Annotated in this window: 27 protein-coding genes; 8 read left to right on the forward strand and 19 right to left on the reverse strand. The window is 40.6% G+C overall.

The features are described 5' to 3' along the window. Nucleotides 1–75: 75 nt before the first annotated feature. From arfA to NQT69_RS12485, 7 genes are all read right to left on the reverse strand, one after another. A complete protein-coding gene (gene arfA / locus NQT69_RS12455) occupies nt 76–276 on the reverse strand; it encodes a ribosome alternative rescue factor ArfA (RefSeq protein ID WP_256827989.1) in 201 nt (66 codons plus the stop codon). A gap of 98 nt (nt 277–374) precedes the next feature. Then, complete coding sequence (azu, locus tag NQT69_RS12460; protein ID WP_256827990.1) at nt 375–815, reverse strand: azurin; 441 nt, start codon at nt 813–815, stop codon at nt 375–377. A 73-nt stretch (nt 816–888) separates the two neighbouring features. Beyond that, nucleotides 889–3,426, reverse strand: coding sequence for a TonB-dependent receptor plug domain-containing protein (locus tag NQT69_RS12465; RefSeq protein ID WP_256827991.1), 2,538 nt, complete (start codon nt 3,424–3,426; stop codon nt 889–891). 299 nt (nt 3,427–3,725) lie between these two features. Next, a complete protein-coding gene (locus NQT69_RS12470; protein ID WP_256827992.1) occupies nt 3,726–4,376 on the reverse strand; it encodes a UPF0149 family protein in 651 nt (216 codons plus the stop codon). A gap of 121 nt (nt 4,377–4,497) precedes the next feature. Beyond that, nucleotides 4,498–5,451, reverse strand: coding sequence for a sensor histidine kinase (locus tag NQT69_RS12475; RefSeq protein ID WP_256827993.1), 954 nt, complete (start codon nt 5,449–5,451; stop codon nt 4,498–4,500). Next, the gene (locus NQT69_RS12480) at nt 5,438–6,001 is read right to left on the reverse strand and encodes a heme NO-binding domain-containing protein (protein ID WP_256827994.1); all 564 of its coding nucleotides are present in this window, start codon (nt 5,999–6,001) and stop codon (nt 5,438–5,440) included. The genes NQT69_RS12475 and NQT69_RS12480 overlap by 14 nt, the downstream gene beginning before the upstream one ends. After that, the gene (locus NQT69_RS12485; RefSeq protein ID WP_256827995.1) at nt 5,998–7,110 is read right to left on the reverse strand and encodes an HDOD domain-containing protein; all 1,113 of its coding nucleotides are present in this window, start codon (nt 7,108–7,110) and stop codon (nt 5,998–6,000) included. The genes NQT69_RS12480 and NQT69_RS12485 overlap by 4 nt, the downstream gene beginning before the upstream one ends. A 115-nt stretch (nt 7,111–7,225) precedes the next feature. On the opposite strand from NQT69_RS12485, the gene NQT69_RS12490 reads away from it, so the two are divergent. Then, nucleotides 7,226–8,527 carry an HD domain-containing phosphohydrolase gene (locus tag NQT69_RS12490; RefSeq protein ID WP_256827996.1) on the forward strand — a complete coding sequence of 434 codons (1,302 nt, stop codon included), beginning with the start codon at nt 7,226–7,228 and terminating at the stop codon, nt 8,525–8,527. A gap of 98 nt (nt 8,528–8,625) precedes the next feature. Continuing rightward, the gene (hemH, locus tag NQT69_RS12495; RefSeq protein ID WP_256827997.1) at nt 8,626–9,645 is read left to right on the forward strand and encodes a ferrochelatase; all 1,020 of its coding nucleotides are present in this window, start codon (nt 8,626–8,628) and stop codon (nt 9,643–9,645) included. On the opposite strand, the gene arfB is transcribed toward hemH, so the two are convergent. Next, nucleotides 9,646–10,059 (reverse strand): alternative ribosome rescue aminoacyl-tRNA hydrolase ArfB, encoded by a 414-nt coding sequence (gene arfB, locus NQT69_RS12500; protein WP_256827998.1) that lies wholly within the window; start codon nt 10,057–10,059, stop codon nt 9,646–9,648. It lies immediately after the preceding gene. Nucleotides 10,060–10,182: 123 nt separating this feature from the next. On the opposite strand from arfB, the gene NQT69_RS12505 reads away from it, so the two are divergent. Beyond that, nucleotides 10,183–10,743 (forward strand): short-chain dehydrogenase, encoded by a 561-nt coding sequence (locus NQT69_RS12505; RefSeq protein ID WP_256827999.1) that lies wholly within the window; start codon nt 10,183–10,185, stop codon nt 10,741–10,743. Between the two features lie 103 nt (nt 10,744–10,846). Beyond that, nucleotides 10,847–14,893, forward strand: a complete 4,047-nt coding sequence (locus NQT69_RS12510; protein WP_256828000.1) for a DEAD/DEAH box helicase — start codon at nt 10,847–10,849, stop codon at nt 14,891–14,893. Between the two features lie 14 nt (nt 14,894–14,907). On the opposite strand, the gene NQT69_RS12515 is transcribed toward NQT69_RS12510, so the two are convergent. From NQT69_RS12515 to NQT69_RS12550, 8 genes are all read right to left on the reverse strand, one after another. After that, nucleotides 14,908–15,660 (reverse strand): phytanoyl-CoA dioxygenase family protein, encoded by a 753-nt coding sequence (locus tag NQT69_RS12515; RefSeq protein ID WP_256828001.1) that lies wholly within the window; start codon nt 15,658–15,660, stop codon nt 14,908–14,910. Next, complete coding sequence (locus tag NQT69_RS12520) at nt 15,660–16,250, reverse strand: uracil-DNA glycosylase family protein (protein ID WP_256828002.1); 591 nt, start codon at nt 16,248–16,250, stop codon at nt 15,660–15,662. The genes NQT69_RS12515 and NQT69_RS12520 overlap by 1 nt, the downstream gene beginning before the upstream one ends. Beyond that, nucleotides 16,237–16,611 (reverse strand): VOC family protein, encoded by a 375-nt coding sequence (locus NQT69_RS12525; protein WP_256828003.1) that lies wholly within the window; start codon nt 16,609–16,611, stop codon nt 16,237–16,239. The genes NQT69_RS12520 and NQT69_RS12525 overlap by 14 nt, the downstream gene beginning before the upstream one ends. A gap of 470 nt (nt 16,612–17,081) precedes the next feature. Continuing rightward, on the reverse strand, nt 17,082–17,276 hold the full coding sequence (locus NQT69_RS12530; RefSeq protein ID WP_256828004.1) for a HipA N-terminal domain-containing protein: 195 nt from the start codon (nt 17,274–17,276) through the stop codon (nt 17,082–17,084). Next, entirely contained in the window at nt 17,260–17,583 is a 324-nt protein-coding gene (locus tag NQT69_RS12535) for a helix-turn-helix domain-containing protein (RefSeq protein ID WP_256828005.1), read from the reverse strand. The genes NQT69_RS12530 and NQT69_RS12535 overlap by 17 nt, the downstream gene beginning before the upstream one ends. Before the next feature lie 724 nt (nt 17,584–18,307). Continuing rightward, complete coding sequence (locus NQT69_RS12540) at nt 18,308–19,015, reverse strand: hypothetical protein (protein ID WP_256828006.1); 708 nt, start codon at nt 19,013–19,015, stop codon at nt 18,308–18,310. A gap of 726 nt (nt 19,016–19,741) precedes the next feature. Then, a complete protein-coding gene (locus NQT69_RS12545) occupies nt 19,742–20,032 on the reverse strand; it encodes a putative quinol monooxygenase (RefSeq protein ID WP_256828007.1) in 291 nt (96 codons plus the stop codon). Nucleotides 20,033–20,034: 2 nt separating this feature from the next. Continuing rightward, nucleotides 20,035–20,250, reverse strand: coding sequence for a DUF2798 domain-containing protein (locus NQT69_RS12550; protein ID WP_256828008.1), 216 nt, complete (start codon nt 20,248–20,250; stop codon nt 20,035–20,037). 81 nt (nt 20,251–20,331) lie between these two features. On the opposite strand from NQT69_RS12550, the gene NQT69_RS12555 reads away from it, so the two are divergent. Continuing rightward, a complete protein-coding gene (locus NQT69_RS12555; RefSeq protein ID WP_256828009.1) occupies nt 20,332–21,192 on the forward strand; it encodes a LysR family transcriptional regulator in 861 nt (286 codons plus the stop codon). 124 nt (nt 21,193–21,316) lie between these two features. On the opposite strand, the gene NQT69_RS12560 is transcribed toward NQT69_RS12555, so the two are convergent. Both NQT69_RS12560 and NQT69_RS12565 read right to left on the reverse strand, forming a co-directional pair. Further along, nucleotides 21,317–21,727, reverse strand: coding sequence for a DUF6088 family protein (locus tag NQT69_RS12560; RefSeq protein ID WP_256828010.1), 411 nt, complete (start codon nt 21,725–21,727; stop codon nt 21,317–21,319). Between the two features lie 158 nt (nt 21,728–21,885). After that, entirely contained in the window at nt 21,886–22,239 is a 354-nt protein-coding gene (locus NQT69_RS12565; protein WP_256828011.1) for a hypothetical protein, read from the reverse strand. Nucleotides 22,240–22,328: 89 nt separating this feature from the next. Here NQT69_RS12565 and NQT69_RS12570 point away from each other — a divergent pair, with 89 nt between their 5' ends. After that, entirely contained in the window at nt 22,329–22,544 is a 216-nt protein-coding gene (locus NQT69_RS12570; RefSeq protein WP_054452423.1) for a hypothetical protein, read from the forward strand. A 31-nt stretch (nt 22,545–22,575) separates the two neighbouring features. Here the strand turns inward: NQT69_RS12570 and NQT69_RS12575 are convergent, their stop codons facing one another. Further along, the gene (locus tag NQT69_RS12575; RefSeq protein WP_256828012.1) at nt 22,576–23,028 is read right to left on the reverse strand and encodes a hypothetical protein; all 453 of its coding nucleotides are present in this window, start codon (nt 23,026–23,028) and stop codon (nt 22,576–22,578) included. Nucleotides 23,029–23,169: 141 nt separating this feature from the next. Between NQT69_RS12575 and NQT69_RS12580 the strand changes: the two genes are divergently transcribed. Both NQT69_RS12580 and NQT69_RS12585 read left to right on the forward strand, forming a co-directional pair. Continuing rightward, nucleotides 23,170–23,334, forward strand: coding sequence for a hypothetical protein (locus NQT69_RS12580; protein ID WP_256828013.1), 165 nt, complete (start codon nt 23,170–23,172; stop codon nt 23,332–23,334). Beyond that, the gene (locus NQT69_RS12585; protein ID WP_256828014.1) at nt 23,335–24,171 is read left to right on the forward strand and encodes a DUF6997 domain-containing protein; all 837 of its coding nucleotides are present in this window, start codon (nt 23,335–23,337) and stop codon (nt 24,169–24,171) included. The last annotated feature ends 2 nt before the right edge of the window (nt 24,172–24,173 follow it).

Here is a 24,173-nt window from a genome sequence, read left to right on the forward strand (position 1 = left end):
CCTGCTTAGAAAAAGATTGTCTAAGCAGGGTTAAATTTTTGCTATTGCAGAAAGTGCTATTTGATCACAACTATTTTAAGCAGCGATTAAATAGGACTCTCGCCCTGAATGTTTATTATTACGTTGATATGACCCTTTGCCTTTTTTAGCTTTAACAATCTGTGGTTTAAATATTTTCGAGGTAACCAATGCTGCTAATGCATTATCACGGATCACACCGCGACCGATATCCACCGAGTTATTATTAGGCTGTTTGCCTCGTTTTTGCTTTTTCATAATGTTTCCATTTTTAATTAATAGTCAGCAAGCACAATACGTGTACTTGCTGCGGATTGTAGAGTGTGCGCCTTAATTTGCAAGCAAAATAATTAAAATTAAATAAGCTTAAAATCCCCTTGCATCACCGCAAAGTGACCAGGGAAAGAACAAAAGAATGTATACGATTTATCGGCACTTAATTGCTCGATTGAAAACTCAATTGTGGTCGAGGCTCCTCCACCAACGACTTCAGTGGCAGCCAATACTCGCGGATCATTCTGCGGTACATAGCGGTTATCAACTCCGGATTGCATACCTGCAATAGCCAGCTCTTGAACATCATCGCTGGCACTTAAAACCCAGTTATGGCCCATGATATTGATGGGTAATTGACCTGTGTGAGTGAGGGTTAATTTAACGCTGTTACAGCTTTTATCAACCTCGAGTGACTTACTAGAGAATTGCATAGCATCATTAGCAGAGATACTTAGCTCACAATTAGCACTCGCTGCAAGCGAGAACATTAAAGAGCCGAATAAGAGCAGTGACTTAAACATAACAAACCTTAAATGAGAATAATTACCAACAGACTATACTGATATTAATTCTCATTCAAGGTTAAAGCTACTTTTAAAAGCTAAAGCTTACTTTTGCATAATAAGTCATACCATCAAAGCCATACGGCAATGCTCTTACAGGGTATTTAAATGCTTGATTGGTTATAAAATCGAGAGCTTCATCTTGGCCTAATTCATCAGGTGTTACATCAAACAAATTATCTACGCCAACATTTAGTGTTAAAGATTCATTTAATTCATAACCCAGGTTTACATCAACCAATACAGCTGACTCAACGACGCTGGTATCTTTAAACTCACCTGTTGGCGATAATTCATCTGGTAAGCCAATATGATCATTGCCAAAATATTTCACATCAGTTTTGCCAAAATAATTAAACCGCAACATAGCACTGATCACATCACGCTCATAATCAAAGGTTAAGGTGCCACGCTCACCTGGTTGGCCATCGGTTAAAAAACTCCGTTGAATATCATCTAATGCAATACTTTGTGGGATCCCTTCTGGTGCGTTCACGTTATCAATTTCAGTTTTATTTAAGTTACCCGCAAAAGTAGCTGAGAAATTTCCATCATATAAATCAGTACGATATGAGGCAATAATATCTACACCTTTAGTGGTGGAATCCACAGAGTTCGAAAAATAAGCGGCTTGATCAGCGCCTGTTTGTTCAAGTGCAACCACAGCTTCGGGACTAAATGCCACATCACTGGCTGATAAAAAGCTGCCTAAAGTAATACGATCTTTAATGGCTGTATGGTAAAAATCAACAGTAAGTGATAACTCACTGCTAACATCATAGACAAAACCAAAACTTAAATTTTCTGAGCTTTCCAGCTCTAAACTATCAACACCCAATGCAGCAGGAAAATCTGAGCCTGCTGTAGCAATAAATGATTGCTCAAGTACACCACCGGCCCCCAAGTTTGTGGTGTAAGCTGTGTAAGCACTTTGCTGTAATGAGGGCGCTCTAAAACCGGTCGATATTGCACCGCGAATAGCAAAGTCATCTGTAAACTCATAACGCGAGGCCAATTTACCAATTAAATCATCGCCCGCATCAGAGAAGTCTTCATAGCGCACAGCTGCACTGACATTCCAGGCATCGGTAATCATGGTTTCTGCATCAACATAAAGTGCATAACTATCACGGCTTTGCTCGTTTGAAGCCTCAGGTCTTAAACCGTTATAAGCCTGAAAGCCGCACTCAGCAAACTGGCTAGAATCGTTTACCGCAGGATAAGATGTATCCATATTTGCTAAGCCACACGCATAAGATGCTTCTTCACCCGGCACTATCTGGTAATTTTCTTTACGGTACTCAGCACCAAATGACAAATACACAGGCTCACTACGACCAATATCAATAATCCCATTTATATCTGCATTAACCGTGGTTTGATCAAAACGAAAACCACCCGAGTAGCCCCCATTCGGACCCGCATTAGCTGCAATATTAGCATCTGATGCATCAGGGTTATTAAACACATATTCAGCGGCATACGAAGCATTTAATGTGTTGCGTGAGGTAAAATCATATTGGTTTTCACCATACAATGCAGAAACGTCATAACCCCAATCAGGATTAATATCTCCTTTTACTCCCAAAGCAAATGAAAGATCTTGTGCCTCGTTATAAATACGCGGTAAAAAGCCATCACTATACACTTGGGTAACATTTTTATTTTCTTGATCAAAGTTACGATAAAAGCCATTGCCAAGTGCTGTACGCTCTGAATAGCCACCAAACGAATAAAGCTCAGCGTCCCCCATAGGTAATGCCATATTATAAAATAACGAAGTAAATTCACTGGCTGAATTACCTTGGCCCCAGCGTACATCCTCTGAAAGAGTGCCATACGGCACATCAAGCGATCCACCTATATCTCGCTCAGCTCGGTTAGTTCCATCGGCATCGCGATACTCAAGTGATAGGTTTATAAACCCACCTTCATCGCCTAAATCAAAGCCGCGATTTAACCCCATTGAAACAGTATCACCATCCCCTTCACCCGTGCTGCCCATCTGCACATAACCAGTTGTGATGCCTGTTGAGTCATTTAAGGAAAGGTTGATCACACCCGCAATTGCATCAGAGCCATAACGTGCAGCAGCGCCATCACGTAATACTTCAACGCCATTTAATGCAGACAGCGGTATCGCATTCATATCCGTACCTGCCGCACCCGCGCCCACAGTGCCTACAAGGCCAAAAATTGATTGGTTATGGCGGCGTTTACCATTCACTAAAACCAAAGTTTGATCAGGTTGTAGCCCACGCAATGTTGCAGGGCGGAATAAATCCGAACCATCAGAAACTTGAGTACGAGAAAAATTAAATGACGGCGCTGTCGCTTGTAAACTTTGGCCAAGCTCAGTAAAACCGCCTTTATTTAATGTATCTGCATCAATTAAATCGATTGGTGAAGATGACTCAGTTACTGTACGGTTTGAAACTCGCGATCCTAAAACCGAGATTTGTTCGATATTTTTATCTGCTGTGATTTGCGCATCTTGCGCCATAATTACTGGCGCATTGAACGCCAAGCCAACAGCTATTGCGATGGTGTTAAAACGGTGTGTTGTCATGTGTATTCGACCCTGTCATTCATCCTTGCCTATGGATTGCAACATTGGCAAGTTGATTTAAAATTATTGGTTTAGTTCGTTATTTAAAAAACCTGCACGCTAGGCACTAAACAACGTCTTGGGAACATCCTAGCAACATCTGTATATAAAAAGAAACACATTTAGCTACGACGATGGTCGAAATATGCATTTTTTATCTAAATATCTCATTATAAAATCATTTTGATTGAAAATTAGACAAAAAAAAGCATGATTATTCAAATCATGCTTTTGTTAAACTTTATCTCACCTAGAAATAGTTAACCTTCTTCTTCCCACAGAGCGAGCTTTTCATCTTCGAGCATCAACGCCATGGACGCTATCGACACTAAGCTGTCATCTAAGCCATCGTACAACACGTTAAAACCATTGGTTAACGTGTCAGGCTCAGGGTGCTCTTTGAGCGCATCAGGCCACATTGCAAAGGTTGCAAGTAAATTAAGCGTAGCCTCAAAGTTATCAATAAATAGCTGACCCTCTGTTTGCGTTTCAGCGTGTTGTTTATCTACATTCAGTAAAAAATTAAAATCTTGCTGCCACACTTCTTGATTGACTAAATAAGCTGCTAAGTAACCGCTACACCAATGTTGTAAATCTCTACTAGGTGCTCTCGCATCAGTGGCATGTGGGTATAATTGCTTTAATAAATGAGCTTGTTCAACTTGTGCTTCAGTCACGTTATCTAATACAGTGATCAACGCATCGCGCTCTTTTGAATCATTCATTAATAAGTTATACGCTTGCTCGTTTTCATCAGCAATGTAATTGGCGATCACTGACTCACCAAAAAACTCAGAGCATGCCAAAATTCCACTCATAAACCCTAATATATGATGAGTGTTGACTTCATTAGTCTCATTTTGCTGGCGTAAAAACTCTTCAAGCACCAGTATGCTTTTTTCGTTGATCATTCATTAGTCCTTTTCATTAAACTGTACTAAAGCTGATCACCACACTAGTAGTTAAATGGTTTAAATTCAAACAATTTTCGTTAAAATTATGGCAATAATGAATAATTAACCCTAACGCTCATTAATTACTAATCACAGGAAAATAACAACACACCTGAGTGCCTTGATTCTCCTCGCTGCGTATTTCAATGACTCCTTGGTGATCAGTCACCATAGAGTAAACCAATGACATCCCCATGCCGGTTCCTGTGCCAACCGGTTTAGTGGTAAAAAACGGATTAAAAACCTGCGCCTTGGTATCTTCATTCATACCACAGCCGTTATCAGTCACCGTAAGGGTAATTTTGTCATCAACAAAGCCGGTATATACCTGAATATGCCCTTCTTTGTTGCTCGCCACATCACAAGCCTGCTTGGCATTAATCAATAAATTAACCATAACTTGATTAATCGTCGCCAAATTACACCATGTCAGTGGCAGGGCATTGAGATCAGTAGTCACTTGGCAACTGCTCAGCTGATTTTTAAGTAGTTTAAGTGCATTTTTTACGCTGTCTGTCATATCAGCAAGCTGCTTTTCATTATTACTTGGCCGCGCAAAATTCAATAAATTCCGTACAATTGAATTTATCCGCCTAAGTCCTTCATGACTATCGTCAGTCAACTCCTGTATATCCACTCGTAGCTGAGCAAATGAATGTAAGGCTTGTAACGACTGTACTTCATGTTTTAGCTCATTCGCTGTAATACTACCGGTCATAAACTGCTCATTTAACAACAACAGTTTATCAATCACTAATCGCGTCCCCTTTAAACATTCAATATTACTCATGGCATAAGCAAGCGGATTATTTATTTCATGAGCTATCCCCGCAGAAAGAGTGCCTAGAGTTGCCATTTTTTCGGCTTGAATAAATAATTGTTGCTGATGTTCTAAATCAGCAACATTTTTGACAAGCTCCTGATTCAATGCATACAGTACGCGGCTTTTATCTTCAAGCAGTTGCTCTGCTTCCATGCGGGCAGCACGTTCTCTCAAATACGCTTGTTGATATTCATCATTATGATCTGTCATGGCTTTTTAGTCGTTTATAGTAAATATTTAAGGTGCATTCAGCATCACCACGATGCTGACACTGGGGGTGCTCTATGTTAATTTGCATATTAAAATGTTCCGCGGCCCCATAAATTAAACCCTCAGCTAAAATACAGAGTTTACGTGGTGAACTATAATGCATTTCAATGTAACCAGGCTCTATCATCATACAGCGCATCGTAGGTAAGTTTGCCCCTTGATGCAGCTTATTGACCTCTTTATGAATAACGTTATGTATATTTAAAATTAACGCTTCAAAATGCTGATATCGACTAACCACCACCTGATAATGCTGCATTAAGTGAGAAAACAAATGCCGACCAAATAAACTAATTACAACCGCCTGTTCTAATTCTAATTCCTCACAAATATCTGCAACGAGTGCGTTAAGCTCTGCATCGGGGTAATCATTAACAGAGACATAACAACGGCCTTTAGGGGCATTTTTCACAAGTAAGGCATTCCAATACCCCATATCTCTGTGCTGCAACACTAAACTTTCTAAAGCTTGGAAAATACTCCCTTTCATTTTTTAGGGCACTCCAGTAGTTCATCATTTTCTTTAAGCTGCTGTAGCAATTCATACTCTGAATCTTCAAATTCAGTCAACGCTTCGCAGGGAGATTTTTTAGCTAAATAATGAACAGCCATTTCAATGCTCGTTACTTGGCTTAATTTTTCTGGGAGCAACATGTTCTCGGTGATCGTTGATGAAAACCCCCATAGGTTTAAAATATAAGCGGCCACCAACTCTTCATTTAGCGTCGCTTGTTCACTTGAGGTCTTTGCCAAAACGGCTAATGCCATAGCACCCACACCACTCAGTAAACCCAATATAAATACCGTATCTTTTTGCCTTGTGGATAAATTGAGTTGTTTTGCCAATTCACGCGCTTGTTTTGCACGCGCAAATGCATTCGTTGAAATTGCTGCAAGCTGTTGTTCTGATAATGTATGTTGATAATGACTGTGCGCCTCGGTATGAACAACTAATGCATGGCAAGCCGACGTACCAATTCTTGCTAGCGCTTGTTTTAGATTAACAGTCTCACTAGAAAATCCTAAAAAAGCTGAATTAGCAGTTTGGATCACCTTGCCACTTAAAAAAGGATCGTTAGATATCAAATCAGCAATAACAGGGATTTCCACCGGGTTTGCTGTAAATGCCGACATTATTGCTGCAATTTGCTGGCGCATTACGGGCAAACCATTCATTTTCCCTAAGACACTTTTTGTCGCTGTATCAATTGCTAAGCTTTGTATTTTTGCAGTGCAGTTTATGACATGCCTTAAGTCAGCATGGCTATAAGGTTTAGCTAAACAAAAATGAATATTATCATTTAACTGCCAATCCCAGCTTGTAGTCGTCGCGCCCTTTAATAAGCAGCGAATGGTTAACGGACATTGCTGCTGTAATAAAGTAAGCCACTGATGAGCTTGTTGTTCATTTTCAATACCCACACCCACGAATGCTATATCAAAATGCGAATTTATAAATTTATGCTGGTGTAATTGTTGCGCTGGAATTGCTGTAATTTGCAGTGATGAATCAATGTGCTGCAATGCTTTACCAAGCGCTCTTAGTAAAAGCGGGTCACTTTCGACAATAACTAATGTAAGGCTGTGGGCAATGGGCATTTAATTCTTAAAATAACGACTTTTTATAAAATTAGCACAAATTAAGTTTATTACACGTTTCTAAAGTCGGTTTCACACGCTATGTTTAAACTATATAAGGAAACAAGGTGTTGATGTGGACAAATTAGCAGTGCAAATTTTATGTGTAGACGATGATGAAATAGTGCTTCGTAGTTTATCGCGGCTACTGAAAAGCCAACAATATAGTATTACTACATCAACTGATCCGCTCAGCGCACTAGAGCAAGTTAAACAACACGACTTTGCAGTGATCATCAGCGATATGCGGATGCCGCAAATGGATGGCGCTGAGTTTTTTTCTCAAACAAAAAGTTTAGCCCCAGACTCACAACGCATTTTAGTCACCGGCTTTGCCGATATAGACACCACACTCGATGCTATAAATAAAGGCCAAATACACGGTTTTATTCAAAAGCCTTGGCAGAACAACCTATTGCTGAGCACCATTAGCGACAGCATTGAGAAATACCAATTAAAAAAGCAAAACCAGCAGCTGCAATCACAAATAGCAAAACAAAACGAAGAACTAAAAGAACTTAATAACTCACTAGAGCAACGAGTAGAAAAACGTACCAAACAAATTAAGCACGTGCTTAAGCAATTAGAAATTGCCAATGCCCATGAAGTAAACGAACATCGCAGTACGGTAGAGTTGCTGTATAACTTTATTAATGCCAACCCCTACCTTGATGGCCATAAAGCACAAAACATTGCTAACACCTGCAATCTCATAGCGAAACAACTAAATCTACCAGATAAACATGTTGAAATGGCTTCTATGGCCGGGTATTTAGCGCAAATTGGCCTACTGGCAATGGACCCTGAACTGTATAAAAAACCATTACATGAACTAACTGAGCAGCAACGAAAAACCTTCTATACTCACCCAAGTACAGCACAGCTGATGCTTATGCCTGCCACACATTTACATGATGTATCTGAGGCTATTTATCACCAATATGAGCATTTTAATGGTAACGGTCTGCCAAAAGGTATTAAAGGGAATGAAATTCCACTAGCCGCAATGATTTTAGCCGTTGCTCGTGATTATTGGGATCATTATGAGCAAAGCGCTTTAGAGCCAAGTCAACGCTATCAGTACGCCCTTGAATGTGTATCCAGATACAGTGGTAACTACTACCACCCTAAAATTGTCGCAGCACTAAGCCAATGCCAAATACAATGCAGTAAACAGCAATCACAGGTAGGCTCAATGCAAATAATGAATGCGCAAGCACTTAAAGCAAATATGGTGTTAGGTCATGCTTTGCACAGTCATGCCGGTATTATGCTACTGCCTAAAGGGCATATATTTAGTGCAAAATCCATTGAGAAACTGCAGCAATTAGAAGCTAAAAAACCGGCCCCCTTTAGGATCATGATCAAATCAATGTGATTTAGTGATCTTATTAAGCCTTTCATTCGTTATAATACCCTTATAAAATTAAAGGAATTTATTCCTCATTGACTCAATTTTGCTTGAAGGAGCAGTGCGTGTCACGATTTTCAGCTATTACTGATAACCCACATGATGAACGTTTTAATCAAAAAACAGGCATTTTACTCACCAACTTAGGCAGCCCAGATGCACCAACGGCAAGTGCCTTGCGTACTTATTTACGTGAATTTTTATCTGATCCACGCATCGTTGAAATACCACGCCTAATTTGGATGATCATTCTTCACGGTATTATTTTACGTGTAAGACCAAAACGCTCAGCAAAATTATATGAAAGTATTTGGACTGAAAATGGCTCACCATTAACTCATATCACTTCCCTGCAACGAGACAAACTCGATGCTTTTATAAAAAGCCAAGGTTATACCGAGACCGAAGTTGTTATGGCAATGCGCTATGGTAACCCATCGATTGAAGCTGGTTTAGAACAGTTAAGAGACAAAGGCCTTACCCGTATTGTTATCATACCCTTGTACCCACAATACTCAAGCCCCACTACAGGCTCAACTTTCGATGCTGTATCAAAAGTATTACGTAAATGGCGCTGGGTACCTGAACTGCATTTTATTAATGGTTACCACAAAAATGAGTCATACATTGAATCATTAGCCAATAGCATAAGTGAAGACTTACAAACACACGGAACCCCGCAAAAACTTGTTTTTTCATATCATGGTATGCCAAAACGCTTTTTGGAAAGTGGTGATCCCTACTATTGTTTATGCCTGCAAACTACCCGCTTAGTTGTAGAAAAGCTCGGCCTTGATAAAGATTTAGTTATAAGCACCTTTCAAAGCCGTTTTGGTAAAGCTGAATGGTTAAAGCCATATACAGACGCAACGCTTGAAGCCCTACCAAGCGAAGGTATTAAGGATATTGCAATAATCAGCCCGGCCTTCAGCGCCGACTGCCTAGAAACACTGGAAGAGCTTGAAAGTGAAAACCGTGAAATATTCGAGCATGCCGGCGGCGAAAAGTACCGTTACATCGCAGCATTAAATGACCGAGACGATCATATCAATGCCATCTTCAATGTTATAAGACCAATGCTTTAGTTACAGCTTAATATTCCCGCGCAGCGCTTTGGTTTGACCATGTTTGGTTTTTTTATCCATGCGTTTGCGCTGAGAGCTGCGACTAGGTTTAGTTGCACGCCGTGATTTTTGTACCTTTGTCGCACCAATAATCAACTCCTTCAAGCGTGCTAAAGCATCTTCTCTATTGAGTTCTTGCGTTCGGTGGCTTTGTGCTTTGAGCACAATGACGCCGTCTTTAGTGATGCGACTATCATTAAGTTTTAACAAGCGTTCTTTATAAAAATCTGGTAACTTAGAGCGCTTAATATCAAAACGAAGATGGATTGCACTAGCCACTTTATTAACGTTTTGTCCACCAGCACCTTGGGAACGAATAGCGGTTAATTCGACTTCCCATTCATCGATCGTTACGGTATTTGAAATAATTAACATTAGGTTCAGCTAGTTTTGTTCAAAATTAGATTGTAACATTTGTAATTAAATCAGCCTATGTATTGGCGAGATATTGATTTTTATACTTCAATTTAACAGAAATATTTAATAAGGAATTTCAACATGAAAAAGTTACTAGCTGCGGTCAGCTTAATGGCAATGAGCTTTTCTAGCTTTGCAAAGGATATTACAGAAAATGATTTACAAAGTTACATCCAAGCACTCCCTGCTGTTGTTGATTGGTCGCAAGACCAAGACGCATTAAAAAGCGTTAACTTAGGTAGCATGCTAGGTGGCTCAGATAGCAGCACCGGCGGTATGGCTCTTAGCGCCTTGGGTATGATCAAAGATAACGATTTATATAAAGACTTTGCTGCTCTTACTAATCAATATGGTTTTACTCCTGAGCAATTACTTACCGTAGGGACCGAAGTATCAATGGCATACTTTGAAAACCTAAAAGGCAGTTTATCGCCTGAAAACAAAGAAAAAGTGAATCAACTAATGGGCGGTTTACAAAGCTTGAACGGCTCTAAAGATAAAAGTGCCAGCGCTATGGTTGGTACTCTAGGTAACTCAGCAAGCGCAGCAACAACTGATGCGCCTGCGGTCAGTGAAAATAACCTAGAACTTGTGCAAGAATACATGCCACAGCTACAAAAGCTGTTTGCTATGGTGCAATAACCGCATTATAAACTTTTAAAGCGACTTTCGGGTCGCTTTTTTATTGCTTGTTATAGCTAGCTCTTTATACTAAGGCCATTGTTGTAACAATCTTAGCTACTTTATGTCATTGAATAACCTGCCAAGAGTCGAAACTCAAGCACAACAAAAACAATTCTGCGTACTGCTTGCACAACTCATAAGTACATCATCCTATGGCTATCAAAACTCCTGCCAACAAATAGCACAACGCCTGTTTCGCACCATCAAGCCGGGATACTCATTATCAAAGTCAGAAGTAGACAATGACACCCAAAAGTTAGAACAGCTCGGGTTACTATGGCAAATGCCTTACGGCCCACACTATAAAACATCCATTGATGCTGTTAGCTATATTATTATTAACCTACTTGAGCAGCTGAAAGACTTAATTCGCCCTATTCTGATTGAAATCAGTAAGGTGTATCACCAGCAAGACCGCTCGCTTAACTTTATTACGGTGCTGCTTCAGCACTACGATAATCAACACAGAGGCATAACCAATAAACCGATTAGCGCCAGCCAAGATCTTGATGAGCATTTTTTAGTACTGCTTGGGCAATCGCGCTACGCCCTACAGCTTTGGCCTTTTTTACCAAAGCAGTGGCAACAGGAATGCTTAGCGTATTTTGTACAAGGTCAGTTCTTTAATCTCACCGTCGAGCCCGCGTGGCCCGAACTTGTTAAGCCATCCTCGCAATTGGACGCTAAAACGCGACTTTACTACAACGAGAACCTAGGCGCTTTATTACAAAAACAGCGTTTTGATAATCTACTTAAAGATAAATCAGACTGGCTGCTCGGCAACTTTTTAGAAGCGAATAATAACGCGATAGATGGCAGTTGCCCTGATATTGCCATCGTTCAATACAAAAGCGCACTGACTCGCTTTAGAAAGGCATTCGGTAAAGGGCGATACCCAAGCGAAATCACAGGCTTACTGTATACATTAAGCTTATTTACAAGCGGCGAACCTGCCGACTTTAAGCAACTCGAAACATGTAAAAAATGGTATCACAAACACCTTGGCGAGCTCAGTTACACCAGCATAGCAATTGATTACCTGCTTGATAGTGATCCTATAGCGCAATTTAAAGATTACCGCCTCATTAGCCGACTAGAAAATTTAATCGCAAACCCCAGCGCAATTGCTGCACTATTTTGCTTTTTAATCGCGCTGGTAAAATACGCCGAAGATAAACAAATAAATGAACTACGCGCTCACCCAGAGCTCCTTAAGCAATTAATCGATGCTGTAGCACAACACCAGCATTGGGTAGGTGAGCAATGCCTGCATTTAGCAAAATGGCTTAATGACGATACTCCATTGCCAAAAAGTGGCATTTTACAACAGTTTGAACGCGTGCCCCAGTGGCAACGTTGGCTCGACGAGGTCAGCCAAATTGAGCAACCGCAGGCAACACAACGTGTAAAATGGCAACTAGATACAAGCTATCTCGACTTACCGCTAATTCAAGCCAAGGTACAGCAACTCAATGCAAAAGGTGAATGGACCAAAGGCCGCAAAGTGGCTGTGCATGATTTAGAAGGCAGCCAGTATCAAGCAGCACTGTGCGCCGCCGATAAAAACCTGGTGCAAGTGATATATAACCATGCCGGCTTTGGCTACAAAGAAGTGCAAGCCACAGCAGCCGTACTCAATACATTAATCGACTTTGACAATTTAGAAGATCATCACGGTGAGCCGCTTAAGCTTATTAAAGGCGAGTTCGTCATTGAAATAGCCAAAGATAATAACGATTGCTACAAGTTAGTTTTACAGCCTAGCATAGACGATTTTGACGGTGATTTTCTACTCAACCACAGTCATAGCAATGTTTACCAAGTGTTTGCTGTTAGCGAAAAACAGCAAAAGCTCCAGCAGTTATTTGATCAACAACCCAATAACCTTACTGAAGAGCGCCTACCGCAGCTCAATGCAGCACTTAAAACCTTAGCAAACGAACACCACATTAGTAGCCAACAAGCAGAATTTGCTGATGTAAATAACGTGCGCTTAGGCGATTTTGAATTTAGTGCAGTGATCAAACTAACCCAATTAGGTATTGACGTTAATTTTTATGTCATGCCCTACACGGTTGATGGCCCTTGGTTGGAACCCGGTGAAGGCGCAACCAACTTAGTTTATAACGACGACACTAACAACAACACTGTGGTAATAAAACGCGACCTCAAAGCAGAAAAACGTCATTTTAAAAAATTACTAAAAAAGCTCAATAGCGTGTTTATTGATACAACGCATCAGCTCAACTCCTCGTTACAACAATTTTTTATCCCAGAGGATATAAGCCGCGCAATAGAAATACTCGAAGAGGCAAACAAAAACCAAGCGCTAATACTCAGCTGGGATGAAAATAGCCAAGGTATGAAGCTTGCCAGCAGTAAACACCTGTCACTAAACCTAAACGACGATAATGACTGGCTAAGTATCAGTGGCGATATTTCACTACCAAGTGGCGACATATATGCCCTGCAAACACTGCTTAAAGCTCCCCGTCGCGGCAGTATTATTAGTTTAGACGAGGATCAATCGTTAATTTTAGATCAGCGTTTAACTAACTTACTCAACCGCTTAGAAGGCATGCAACAAGATAATGACGAGTCTGAGCAACTGCGTATTGCCAATGCCCGCGCCTTACCTTTGTATCAAAGCGTGGCCGATTTGGCCGATGTGACCTTCGGTGAAAGCTGGCAACAACGTTTAGCCAAATTTAATCAAACTATAGAGCCGGTGATCCCTGCCCATTTAGTTAATACCCTGCGTGACTATCAAGTTGTTGGCGTTAAGTGGTTAATGCAACTAGCAAATTGGGGCTTAAATGCCTGTTTAGCTGATGACATGGGGTTGGGTAAAACCCTGCAAACCCTCTGTGCAATACAAATACGCAGCAGCCTCGGTGCAAGCTTAGTGGTGGCCCCTAAATCGGTGTGTCATAACTGGGCGGTTGAAGCTCAGCGCTTTGCCCCAGGGTTAACGATAAAAACCATTGATAACGCCGGTATGTGTGACGAAACACTTAACTCAGCAACCGCCAATGACTTAGTGATTGTAAGCTATGGTTTACTCCCGCTAATTGGCGAGCAACTGGCCAGCCATGAATTTGCTAATATTGTGCTCGATGAAGCACAAGCCATTAAAAACCCACTGAGTTTGAGAGCTAAAGCCGCATTTGCCCTTAACGGGCAGTTTAAAGTAGCGCTTTCTGGCACGCCGATTGAAAACCACTTAGGGGAATTATGGAGTTTATTTAACTTTTTAATGCCTGGGTTTTTACACACCTTGCCACAATTTAAAAAACGCTTTGGTAATGCAGATAAAAACCAGCAACAGGCCGATACCTTAAAAACCTTGATTGCACCGTTTATTTTACGCCGAAATAAGCAAACCGTATTAACCGAGCTGCCAGAAAAAACCGAAATCAACCTCACTTTTGCGTTAAGTGAAAAAGAGCAAGCGCTCTACCAAGCCACTCGTTTAAATGCACTCGAGCAAGCCAATCAAGAAGACAGCCAATATATCACTATTTTAGCCTCACTAACTAAGCTGCGCCGCGCCTGCATTGCACCACAGCTACTGTTAGAAAACAGCAAAATGCCATCAAGCAAACTTGATACCGCAGAAGCAATCATCGAAGAGCTGCTTGAAAATAACCACCAAGCACTTATTTTTAGTCAATTTGTTGATGTACTAAAACTCGTTGAGCAACGCCTACAAAAACGCGGCATAGATTACTGTTATCTCGATGGCAGCATGAGCACCAACAAGCGCAAGCAGCAAGTTGAGAAGTTTCAGGCAGGCACTGCACCGCTGTTTTTAATTAGCTTAAAAGCCGGTGGCACAGGGCTCAACTTAACCGCCGCAGACTATGTATTGCACTTAGATCCATGGTGGAACCCTGCCGTAGAGCAGCAAGCCTCAGATAGAGCACACCGTTTAGGGCAAACTCGCCCCGTTACTGTGTATAGACTGATTGCACAAGACACTATAGAAGAAAAGATTTTGCAATTGCACGAACACAAACAAGCGCTGGCCGACAAAGTACTCTCTGGAAGTGGTGACGCAGGGCAACTATCAAAAGATCAATTACTCGCGTTATTACAGCATCAATAACCGCATAAAAAGGGTTATTGATGTTGTAAGGTCATTGCAAAAGCACTTGCATCATCCAGCTCAGCTAACATAGCTGGGCTGGGTAAACAAATATCTTGCACAAAATGCAGCACCTCAGGTTGCGGATCAGAAAATAAAATATCTAATGCCAAGCGCTCCTTACCATACAAACCCCGGTGGATCATATTGGCAGAAAAAATAAGTAAATCACCCGCCTTCATTGCTATGGTATGACCCGATGCTAAATCATCGCTAGGCTTACGGGGCGCAAGGGCTAAACGCGTATCTAACTCAACTTGGCTATCCCAGCGCCGATGTGTTCCTGGCACCAACTCAATACCGGGCTCATCTTCAAGGGCAACACGACAATGCAATACCTCAGGCCCTGTCAGCGCGGCTTGTTGTTCGTCTAAATTTAAATGGTATTGCATATCGCGATGCCAGTAATTGGCTTGCTCTGGGTTAACCGGGTTAAAAAATAACTGCGTATTAATAAAGGCCGCATCCGTTAAAATCGAATCCACTTGCGCCATTAATTTATGACTAGCAATAAACTTAAACAGCACCATACGTTGCGCTTCATCAAGGTAAGTATTTGCCGTTAAATAAGCGCTATTTACCGCATTGCTATTATAAAACGATTGATTATCCGCCACCCATAACTGATGAAAACACGTCACCACGTCGCGCACTTGGCTAAGCTCTGCTGCACTATAAAACCCCGGCACATGAAAGTAACCCGTTCGCTCAAACTGTGTGTTGATCATCAATTGTCCTCGTGCGCTAATACGCTTGCAACCTGTTTGCCAAGCTCTGGTAACACTTGAGCTGCAAACCATGGATTCTTACTCAACCAAATATTATTGCGCGGACTTGGATGAGGTAAAGGAAGTATAGCAGGCCAATACTCACGCCACGATTTTACTAACTCAGTTAACGCCATATTTTTGCTTTGTGGTATATGATAAGCCTGTGCATATTTACCGAGCACTATCGTTAACTTTATATTGGGCAAGGCCGTTAGCAGCTGTTCGCGCCATGCAGGAGCGCACTCTTTACGCGGTGGTAAATCACCTGATTTACCTTTGCCGGGGTAGCAAAAGCCCATAGGTAAAATAGCTATTTTACTTGCGTCGTAAAACACCTGCTCAGTTAAACCTAACCATTCACGCAACCGCTTACCGCTGGCGTCATCAAACGGTTTACCGCTTTGATGCACCTTAAGACCCGGCGCTTGCCCAGCAATCAGTATTCTAGCACTGGGATTAAATTGAATAACAGGGCGAGCTCCCAGTGGCAACTCTGGCTCACAGATCACGCATTTACTAACTTGGTTTACTAAATCAGGCTGAGTCAAGGCTTTGTCCAATTCGCCATAATACGCCAGCCGGGTCGTAAATAACAAAATCCTTTATATTCCAAGGCTGTACGAATGGCTCTGTTATTTTCACTTGGTATTTTTCTGCTATACCTTGCGCGATTAAATGCTGATGCCATGCATCCACATCTTTTACCAACAAGTGCATCATAAAATTCTCAGCATGCGCTTGATTATAAAAGTCCTGCAATAAGAAGCTGCAATCTCCATGAAAAAAGCAAGCAATATCAGCGCCTTGCCAGGAAAGCTCAAAACCGAGATCAGAATAAAACTGCCAACTTAATTGAAAATTCTTTGCTGGCACAAATGCTTTTATCTCTTCGCACGCCAAGTTTGTCATTAAATACCTCTCCTTAGTTAGTAAAATAATGATCTGGTGAACATCAAATCGAATGATTAATTAAATGTGTTCAGACCACACCGCAAATTCGTTGCCGCTATATCAGCGCTATCTTTACTAGATGCCGTATAAAGCTACGAATATCGGGCTGCGAGCTACGTGCTTCCAGTTTGTACAAAAACCCTAGCATCTTTTGCGACCGTAGGAAACGGCTTCAGCCGTGATTGTATTAAAGTATTATTCACCACCGAGAAGAAAAAACCATTGGCCACGGGCGAAAATTGACGCGCTAAAGCACGATCTACATTAGTAGGAGAGCGCTTAGCGCCGATTGGCTTTTAACACACAACCAAAACAGCATCACGGCTAAAGCCTGTTCCCACCAAAAATATGTTTTTACACCGATAGCGCCTAGTCACTTCCTAGAACCTAGCACCTTTAACTTGCATATGATTGTTTTAAAACAAACTTTATAACCGAGGCGCTGAGTCAAAATCGCCATTGAGTGGCAAGTGTGGTGAAACTGCAAAACCCTGGTTGACCCAATTAGCCTCATAAGTAAATGAAATCTCATTTTCAGAGCCTGCTGCTAATGTTACCTCAGCCACCTTTTGCGATTGACCAATAAACACATCTAAACGAGCTGGTTTAGTACCACTGTTCATCGCTCACCTCTTCATTGCTGTGAGCTATATCGTCGCTAACAAGGCTAAACGACAACCCTAAATACTCCATAACTTTTAGTACATTATGCAGTTGCACGGTTACATCGCCTTTTTCTATTTTTATTAAGGTTGGCTTAGAAATAGCAAGTGCTTGTGATACATCAACTAATGTAAGCTTCATACCGGTTCGTTTTGCAGTAATGGCTTTAGCCAGCTGCATAGGTGAAAATGGCTTAGAAAGCTCAGGCATTTCAGTGCTTTTAACCACTCTACCTAAGGTTTTTTTTACTGGTGTATCATTCATCATTAGTCAACTATAGTTTACTTATACAATTGATTTTAGAAATTCAACTCCAAAAGTCAACATTGCTTTACTTTTAGTTTGAAGAACAAATTAACCAGACCATAAGAGAATTATATTTTACTTATGGATAGTTGAAATTTAATTAAACCCCATAAGTAAATTTAAATTAACTAGATGAAAATAAAGCTGGCGAGTTTAAAAGGGTAAAGTTAACGAGTTGAAAAACGGCGACGGGCTAATCCTAGCTCCTAGTCACTTCCCTAAAACCTAACGCCTTTATCTTGCCTGTGATTGTTTTAAAACAAATTTTACCACTGAGGCGCTGCGCGCTACACCGAGAAGTAAAAAGCACGATCTACATTAGTAGGAGAGCGCTTTAGCGCCGATTGGCTTTTAACACACAACCTAAAACAGCATCACGGCTAAAGTTTTACACCGATAGACCCTAGTTCCTAGTCACTTCCTAGAACCTATCATCTCATCAGCGCAGCGTCTCATAACCTCTTTGTGAATAAATCACTAAAAGATCTATTTGCACAAAGAGCAGTGAATGAGGGTAAATGAGAAGAAAACGCGGCTGGCTTAGTGCGATGTAGGAGAGCGCTTTAGCGCCGATTGGCTTTTAACACATAACCTAAAACAGCATCACGGCTAAAGCCTGTTCCCACCAAAAATATGTTTTTACACCAATAGTACCTAGTCACTTCCTAGAACCTTGTACCTTTTACTAATTTTTAAACCAGCGGTAAAACCCGAACACACCAATAAATGCTAAACAGCCAACAACTACTAATTGCCAAATTTTGTAGTTAACTTTTTCCTCTTCATAAGAGGTAGACATCAAAGAAGTATTCACATTCGATACAGGTGTTAGCATCATAGAGTGATTAATTACTGGTACTGCTATCGAATTCACTTGAGGCTTAGTAACCTCAGGTTTATGCAAGTGCATGTTTACTTTAGTCGGTGGCTGCCACTGCGCTTCAAATTTTGCTCGTTGTTCGGCACGGTTTTCACTACACCAAACAAAGTCAGCTTGCTGCATTTGTTTTTTACGACAACGATCAGGGTGTTGATAAAAGTTATTCCATTGCAGACGCTTACTATCACTGTCGTATGTTTTGCTATAAACCGTGGAGTCATGGACCTTTTTATTTAAAAGATCATTTGCCGATGAACGTACATAAGTACGTGAGCCTGAGCGGCTGCCTGCACGAGTTGGGCTTTTACAGTGGCGCCCCAGTTGTTCAAATAACGCAGTAGAGCGCTTACGTAACCGCTCTCCTTCTTTTGCGCTATAGCTTGATCTCATTCTGTCACGAATATTTTCTCGTTCAGCTTTGATGCGGTCACATTGTGCTTGGGAATATTGCCCTGCGGCCATTGTACTAACGCTTAAAACTAAGCTAATTGCAAACAAAATCCGTTTAATCATATATACATCAATGTAGTTAATTTAGGGATATCGTACCATTTTTTACACTCATGGTAAGACTTTCAATTAGAAATTTTCAACACTTACTATTTGCCTCATATAGTGAGGCGAATATTAAGTTTAATTGCCTCATTGTGGAGTTTGCGAGTTTGCGAGTTTGCGAGTTTGCGAGTTTGCGAGTTTGCGAGTTTGAAAGAGTAAAGTTAACGAGTTGAAATAGCAACGGGTTTCGAGCAACATGCTGCGGGTTAACCCTAGCTCCTAGCATCTTTTACTTTGTAGGAACCAGCTTTAGCTGTGATTGTTTTAAAACCAATTTTACCACCGAGCTCACCGAGGCGCTTCGCTACACAGAGAAGGTAAAAAGAAAAGCCATGGTTACGGGCTAATCCTAGCTCCTAGTCACTTCCCTAGCCCCTAGAACCTTTTCGTTATACCTCATCAGCGCAGCGTCTCATGACCTCTTTGTGAATAAATCACTAAAAGATCTATTTGCACAAAGAGCAGTGAATGAGGGTAAATGAGAAGACTAAAGCTGCGAGCGACGGGCTATATTCAGCCTAGCGCCTAGTCACTTCCCTAAAGCCTAGCACCTTTACCACCAAAGGCGTTAAGCTTGCTGACGCGAAAAACGTAGCGTTTAAATTAAAGCGCCGACCGCCCTCTGGAAACTTGTCAGCGCCCGAGGATCACACATTCCCCCACTCCAATGAGGTACACAACAAACTAATCTTGCTCAATCGCGACTAATTTATTTACTTCTACCGGTTTTGCCAACGCAGATTCATAAAATGCAAATACCTCTTTTACATAAGGCTGTGAATAATGCGTATCCAAAGCGGCTTGCGACGTAAATTGTTCGACTAAAAACAAGCAGGTTTGCTCACTATTGCTGTATAGCTCAAATCGAATACAGCCAACCTCAGCCTGTGTAGGCTTTAAAATTTGCTGTAAACGCCCTTTACAGTCATCAAACAATGAAGCTTGAGGTGTTATTTTTGCCACTATATTGATCATCTTTAATCCTTATTAATTAATTTAATAACCACAGAACGGATCGGCGGTGCTACGGTAAAGGCCACTAAAAAAGCCGCAGGCCAGGCATTAATAAATGCAGTTAGCCAACTTTGCACAAATGTGTCACTAAAACCTAAATTAACGTAGGTCACCCATGCAGATAGTAAAAACGACATCATGAACGAAAATGCCAATGTAAATATAAAATGAATTTTCATATTTCCTCCTTGGCGTTACTATATTCAAAAGCTTGGGGCTTCCATACTCACAAAAATGCAAACTAAGATTGAGAAACAGAAATGCTTGATGACATTCATTTATTCATAGAGGTAGCTAGGCGTAAAAGTATGAGCCAAACAGCAAAAGACTTAGGCTTAAATTTATCGACTCTATCGCGACGTATTCAAGCACTTGAAACCAAATTAACAGAGCCAGTATTGCAACGTACAGCACGAGGAATTGTACTAACAGCAAAGGGAGAGCAGCTCTATGCATCGCTTGCAGATCCAGTGCTAGCGCTTAATAACCAAATAACCGCCCTTAATTGTGATAGCAATAGCAGCAATACTTTTTATTTATTATGCCCACAGAACATCATTGCAGATCTGCTTATGCCTGCGCTAAATACATTTATAAAAGATAATCCTTCGCTCAATTTTCACATATCACCGAGTAATGCCAATAGTCAGTTGAGCCAACAACGCTTTGACCTCGCTATTCGCATAGGCCACCAACAAGACTCTAGTTATTATCAAAAACGCTTAGGCGCTATTGCAATTAAGTTGGTCAGTAAAAAAGATGCACCGCAAACTCGCCTAATTTTACCTTACACTCAAACTCAGTTACCAACGGGCATGCTTAACAAACTAACAGAGCTCTACTGCGATATAAGTTATTGCTTTGATATAACAATAGCCAGAAAAATGGTTGAAGAAGGTAATGGGGTTGGTTTATTACCTATGAGTGAAATTAGTTGTATTACTGACAAACAGGCTTTTGACTATATTGAATTGCAGCCAGCTTTTGCAAACAGGCCTATTTATGCCCTATGGCATAACACACGCCAGCCAAGTAAAACGGCAAGTCAGTTAATTACTTTAATACAGAGCGTAATTGATCAAACGCCATGCTTACAAGGTGATATTGTTAAGTTAGGTTAAGGGGTTATTTATGCTGTAGGCGTGCAGCTTACTGACGCAAAAAGTGTAGCGTTTAATGCTCGTCGCTCGTCGCCTTTCAGCAAAGCTGTTCAAAAATATTCCTGATATTTTTATTTGTCATTCGTCACCTCTCGGTGACTCGCGCATTGATAGCGCTATTATTTACAACAATTTTACGCTTAAACCGGCTATTGGTCATTATTTTAAATGAAGCGGGAACTTGTAAACTTTCACCATTAAGGCTGCGTTGTGAAAATTCATCAAACTTATACTCAACGCCCAGTTTTTCAATAGCCTCTAAAATGACTCCATCTGCACCCGCAGGTGATGCTGGCATTAACTTACCAGTAATGCGATTTACGCGCGCTTTGGTATAAAGCCCATAACCAATACGTAACAATTGGCCACTATCAACCAGCTTTTTTAAAACACGGCCAACTTGGTCGTAACCTGCAATATCAGCAAAATCAGCGCGCTCAAAAACATAACGCTTAGAGCGATTTATTCTTGTGGTTACTTTACTTGCTATTGTCATATTAATTACTCTCGTTGCTTAGATAAAATATAGCAAACATACGACACCCATATACTTTGATCATTCGTCAGCTCTCGGCGCCCCGAGCATTTTGCTATTTCCTAAAACCCTCAATTGATATGAACGTAAACGCCATGTAAGACGAGTAATTTGTCAGGCTAAAGCTTACTACCTTCTGAATCTATATTATTTATTAGTTCCTTAGATACTTCTTGCAGTGCTCTTTTTACATCTAAAGATATAAAACCAAGATCTAAGGGATTAGAAATGGCTAAATCGGAATTTTTAAATTCACGTAAATTTGCGATATTGGCTAAATAACTTTCGAGTAGCTCTGGTTTTGCTTTTCGTTTTAAATTTTGGCGAAAAGTTTCAACAAACTTATTAATTTCTTCTGTGTCATCATCTTCAAAGCGCTCACAATAAACTCGCTTGGCCATTTCTTTTTGGCTTAAACCAAGTTCTTTAATAATAGTTTTAATTTTATTTTGTAATTCTTCGTGTTTTTCCATTTTCTGTCCCAGTTTGTCCCAACACCTTATTTATGATGATTTTGCTCTCAAAGCGAAGAGCATTCCTTAAACTAAACAAAGGTAATATTATGAAAAACATGAATCAAAGTGCCGCTGCACGAATCCAAGCTGCCGAGGCAAAAGCTAACAATGGCTTAGTTGAAAAAGGCGGTTTTGCTGCACGAGCTCAAAGAGCTGCTGCAAATAACCAGCAAACTTCACGTCCAGCCCCAAATAATGGACCTAGTAAAACAGGGAACCCTTCGGGCCCGGGCAGAGGTAATAATCCACCAAAATCGAAATAAAAAGAGTACCTTTAGCGATACGCAAGTATCGCTATCTACATTGACTTAACTTACTAACAAAAGTGTTAATAAATTTCTTCTTGTTTGACGATAACTCCGCCTCAGGTACAATTTTCATTGTTTCATCTAATGCGCAAATACACATCCTGGCATTAACGCGTAAATTTTTTTTACTAATTTTTGCTTGAGGGTTAGAACAAAAACTAACTATTTCAACAATAGCACCGGTCGAGTAGCGACTAGGCTCAAGTAACTCTCTATCTAACTTATACGCACCCACAGCTCCTATTAATAGTGCGACTTTAGCTGTTAAAAGCGGCTTCTTAAATTTTTTATAGGTGTGGCCTGCAAACGTTTTTGCACATTTACTACAAGTAATATGGTTTCCGTATTCTAAAGAGCTTTCTTCAGAACAGCAGGGGCAAACTAAGTTGAGCTGTTTTTCATTAGAAGTTGTATTTGGTGAGTTTCTGCTAGCATCCATTGCTATACCTTTAAAATTTTTATGACCATACCTTATTGATATTGCTTGAATAAATCAACAGAAATTAACGTTACTTGAATAAATTTGTCGATGCACCAAGAGTTATGTATATTAAATTTATACATAATTTGAGTAACTTAAATGGCTAATCAAGATCAAAAAGGCAAATGGCTTTCGAGTAAAGAGGCCATTAAACATCTAAAAATATCAGGCTGCGAGTTAATGCACCGCCGCGAGCGTGGCGAGCTTAAGTTTGAAAAGCGCGGTCGTGCTTATTTTTATTATATTGAAATCAAGGATCAATAAGTGATTTTTCACGATTTACTGCAAGAAATGCAAGCCAAAGAACAGGTAGTATCTATTCCTCAAGGCTTCCAAGACTATGTGAGCGCTAATAATTTAAAAGCAAACACCGCAGCTTCAATATCTATAGACTCAATCAAAGAACTGCCTAAAGTTTTAAAAGACCAAAATACGATGGTGTTGAGGCTCGGTTCTCGCCCTGCTTCTAATCAAACTTACTTTTCGCTTGTGAAAACGAATGATGTGAAGACTTTCTTTTTTGACGATGTATCTCTCTTTAGTCAATTACAGCCAGAGTTATTTTTACCTAATGTTTCTATTCGCAGCTTATTTGCTTTTCAACTACTGCCAAAAGTAACTGAAACCTCAGTTGTAAATCTAGCTATAGCATCAGGGTTAATGGCTGAAGCGCTTAACCTCGAAGATGATAAAACAATAGTTGTGCCTGCAACGGGGCAAAGTACATTTACGTTTAACTTTAAACCACTCGCTAACGAAAACGTCGTTCTTGAGCATATAAATGGCCAAGTTGAAATCGATGCTGTATTTGTTGCTAAGCGAAACGGTAAAGAACACTTATTTGTGATTGAGGCAAAGCATGGCAATAAATTTGATTCTTTAGCCAAACATAAACTGCTTTACCCTAGTTTAAGCCTATTACAAAAGCTGCCCTCGTCTATGCCAATAGTGCCCGTTTATTTGCGGAGCATAAAAACGCCTAACGGTATCGACTTCTACATTGCTGAATGCCCTTGCATTGTAAATCAACAAGATGAGTTATATAGTTTGGATACACTTAGCCCCTGTAAAGTGCAGGCACTTCACTTAGCAAATTATTAATT

The organism is Pseudoalteromonas shioyasakiensis (assembly GCF_024518675.1).
Lineage (GTDB): Bacteria > Pseudomonadota > Gammaproteobacteria > Enterobacterales > Alteromonadaceae > Pseudoalteromonas > Pseudoalteromonas shioyasakiensis_B.

Bases quoted from the DNA above. Each gene is read 5' to 3' on its own strand.
- arfA (WP_256827989.1), bottom strand. From the start codon at position 276: ATGAAAAAGCAAAAACGAGGCAAACAGCCTAATAATAACTCGGTGGAT.
- azu (WP_256827990.1), bottom strand. From the start codon at position 815: ATGTTTAAGTCACTGCTCTTATTCGGCTCTTTAATGTTCTCGCTTGCA.
- NQT69_RS12465 (WP_256827991.1), bottom strand. From the start codon at position 3,426: ATGACAACACACCGTTTTAACACCATCGCAATAGCTGTTGGCTTGGCG.
- NQT69_RS12470 (WP_256827992.1), bottom strand. From the start codon at position 4,376: ATGATCAACGAAAAAAGCATACTGGTGCTTGAAGAGTTTTTACGCCAG.
- NQT69_RS12475 (WP_256827993.1), bottom strand. From the start codon at position 5,451: ATGACAGATCATAATGATGAATATCAACAAGCGTATTTGAGAGAACGT.
- NQT69_RS12480 (WP_256827994.1), bottom strand. From the start codon at position 6,001: ATGAAAGGGAGTATTTTCCAAGCTTTAGAAAGTTTAGTGTTGCAGCAC.
- NQT69_RS12485 (WP_256827995.1), bottom strand. From the start codon at position 7,110: ATGCCCATTGCCCACAGCCTTACATTAGTTATTGTCGAAAGTGACCCG.
- arfB (WP_256827998.1), bottom strand. From the start codon at position 10,059: ATGTTAATTATTTCAAATACCGTAACGATCGATGAATGGGAAGTCGAA.
- NQT69_RS12505 (WP_256827999.1), top strand. From the start codon at position 10,183: ATGAAAAAGTTACTAGCTGCGGTCAGCTTAATGGCAATGAGCTTTTCT.
- NQT69_RS12510 (WP_256828000.1), top strand. From the start codon at position 10,847: ATGTCATTGAATAACCTGCCAAGAGTCGAAACTCAAGCACAACAAAAA.
- NQT69_RS12515 (WP_256828001.1), bottom strand. From the start codon at position 15,660: ATGATCAACACACAGTTTGAGCGAACGGGTTACTTTCATGTGCCGGGG.
- NQT69_RS12525 (WP_256828003.1), bottom strand. From the start codon at position 16,611: ATGACAAACTTGGCGTGCGAAGAGATAAAAGCATTTGTGCCAGCAAAG.
- NQT69_RS12530 (WP_256828004.1), bottom strand. From the start codon at position 17,276: ATGAACAGTGGTACTAAACCAGCTCGTTTAGATGTGTTTATTGGTCAA.
- NQT69_RS12535 (WP_256828005.1), bottom strand. From the start codon at position 17,583: ATGATGAATGATACACCAGTAAAAAAAACCTTAGGTAGAGTGGTTAAA.
- NQT69_RS12540 (WP_256828006.1), bottom strand. From the start codon at position 19,015: ATGATTAAACGGATTTTGTTTGCAATTAGCTTAGTTTTAAGCGTTAGT.
- NQT69_RS12545 (WP_256828007.1), bottom strand. From the start codon at position 20,032: ATGATCAATATAGTGGCAAAAATAACACCTCAAGCTTCATTGTTTGAT.
- NQT69_RS12550 (WP_256828008.1), bottom strand. From the start codon at position 20,250: ATGAAAATTCATTTTATATTTACATTGGCATTTTCGTTCATGATGTCG.
- NQT69_RS12555 (WP_256828009.1), top strand. From the start codon at position 20,332: ATGCTTGATGACATTCATTTATTCATAGAGGTAGCTAGGCGTAAAAGT.
- NQT69_RS12560 (WP_256828010.1), bottom strand. From the start codon at position 21,727: ATGACAATAGCAAGTAAAGTAACCACAAGAATAAATCGCTCTAAGCGT.
- NQT69_RS12565 (WP_256828011.1), bottom strand. From the start codon at position 22,239: ATGGAAAAACACGAAGAATTACAAAATAAAATTAAAACTATTATTAAA.
- NQT69_RS12570 (WP_054452423.1), top strand. From the start codon at position 22,329: ATGAAAAACATGAATCAAAGTGCCGCTGCACGAATCCAAGCTGCCGAG.
- NQT69_RS12575 (WP_256828012.1), bottom strand. From the start codon at position 23,028: ATGGATGCTAGCAGAAACTCACCAAATACAACTTCTAATGAAAAACAG.
- NQT69_RS12580 (WP_256828013.1), top strand. From the start codon at position 23,170: ATGGCTAATCAAGATCAAAAAGGCAAATGGCTTTCGAGTAAAGAGGCC.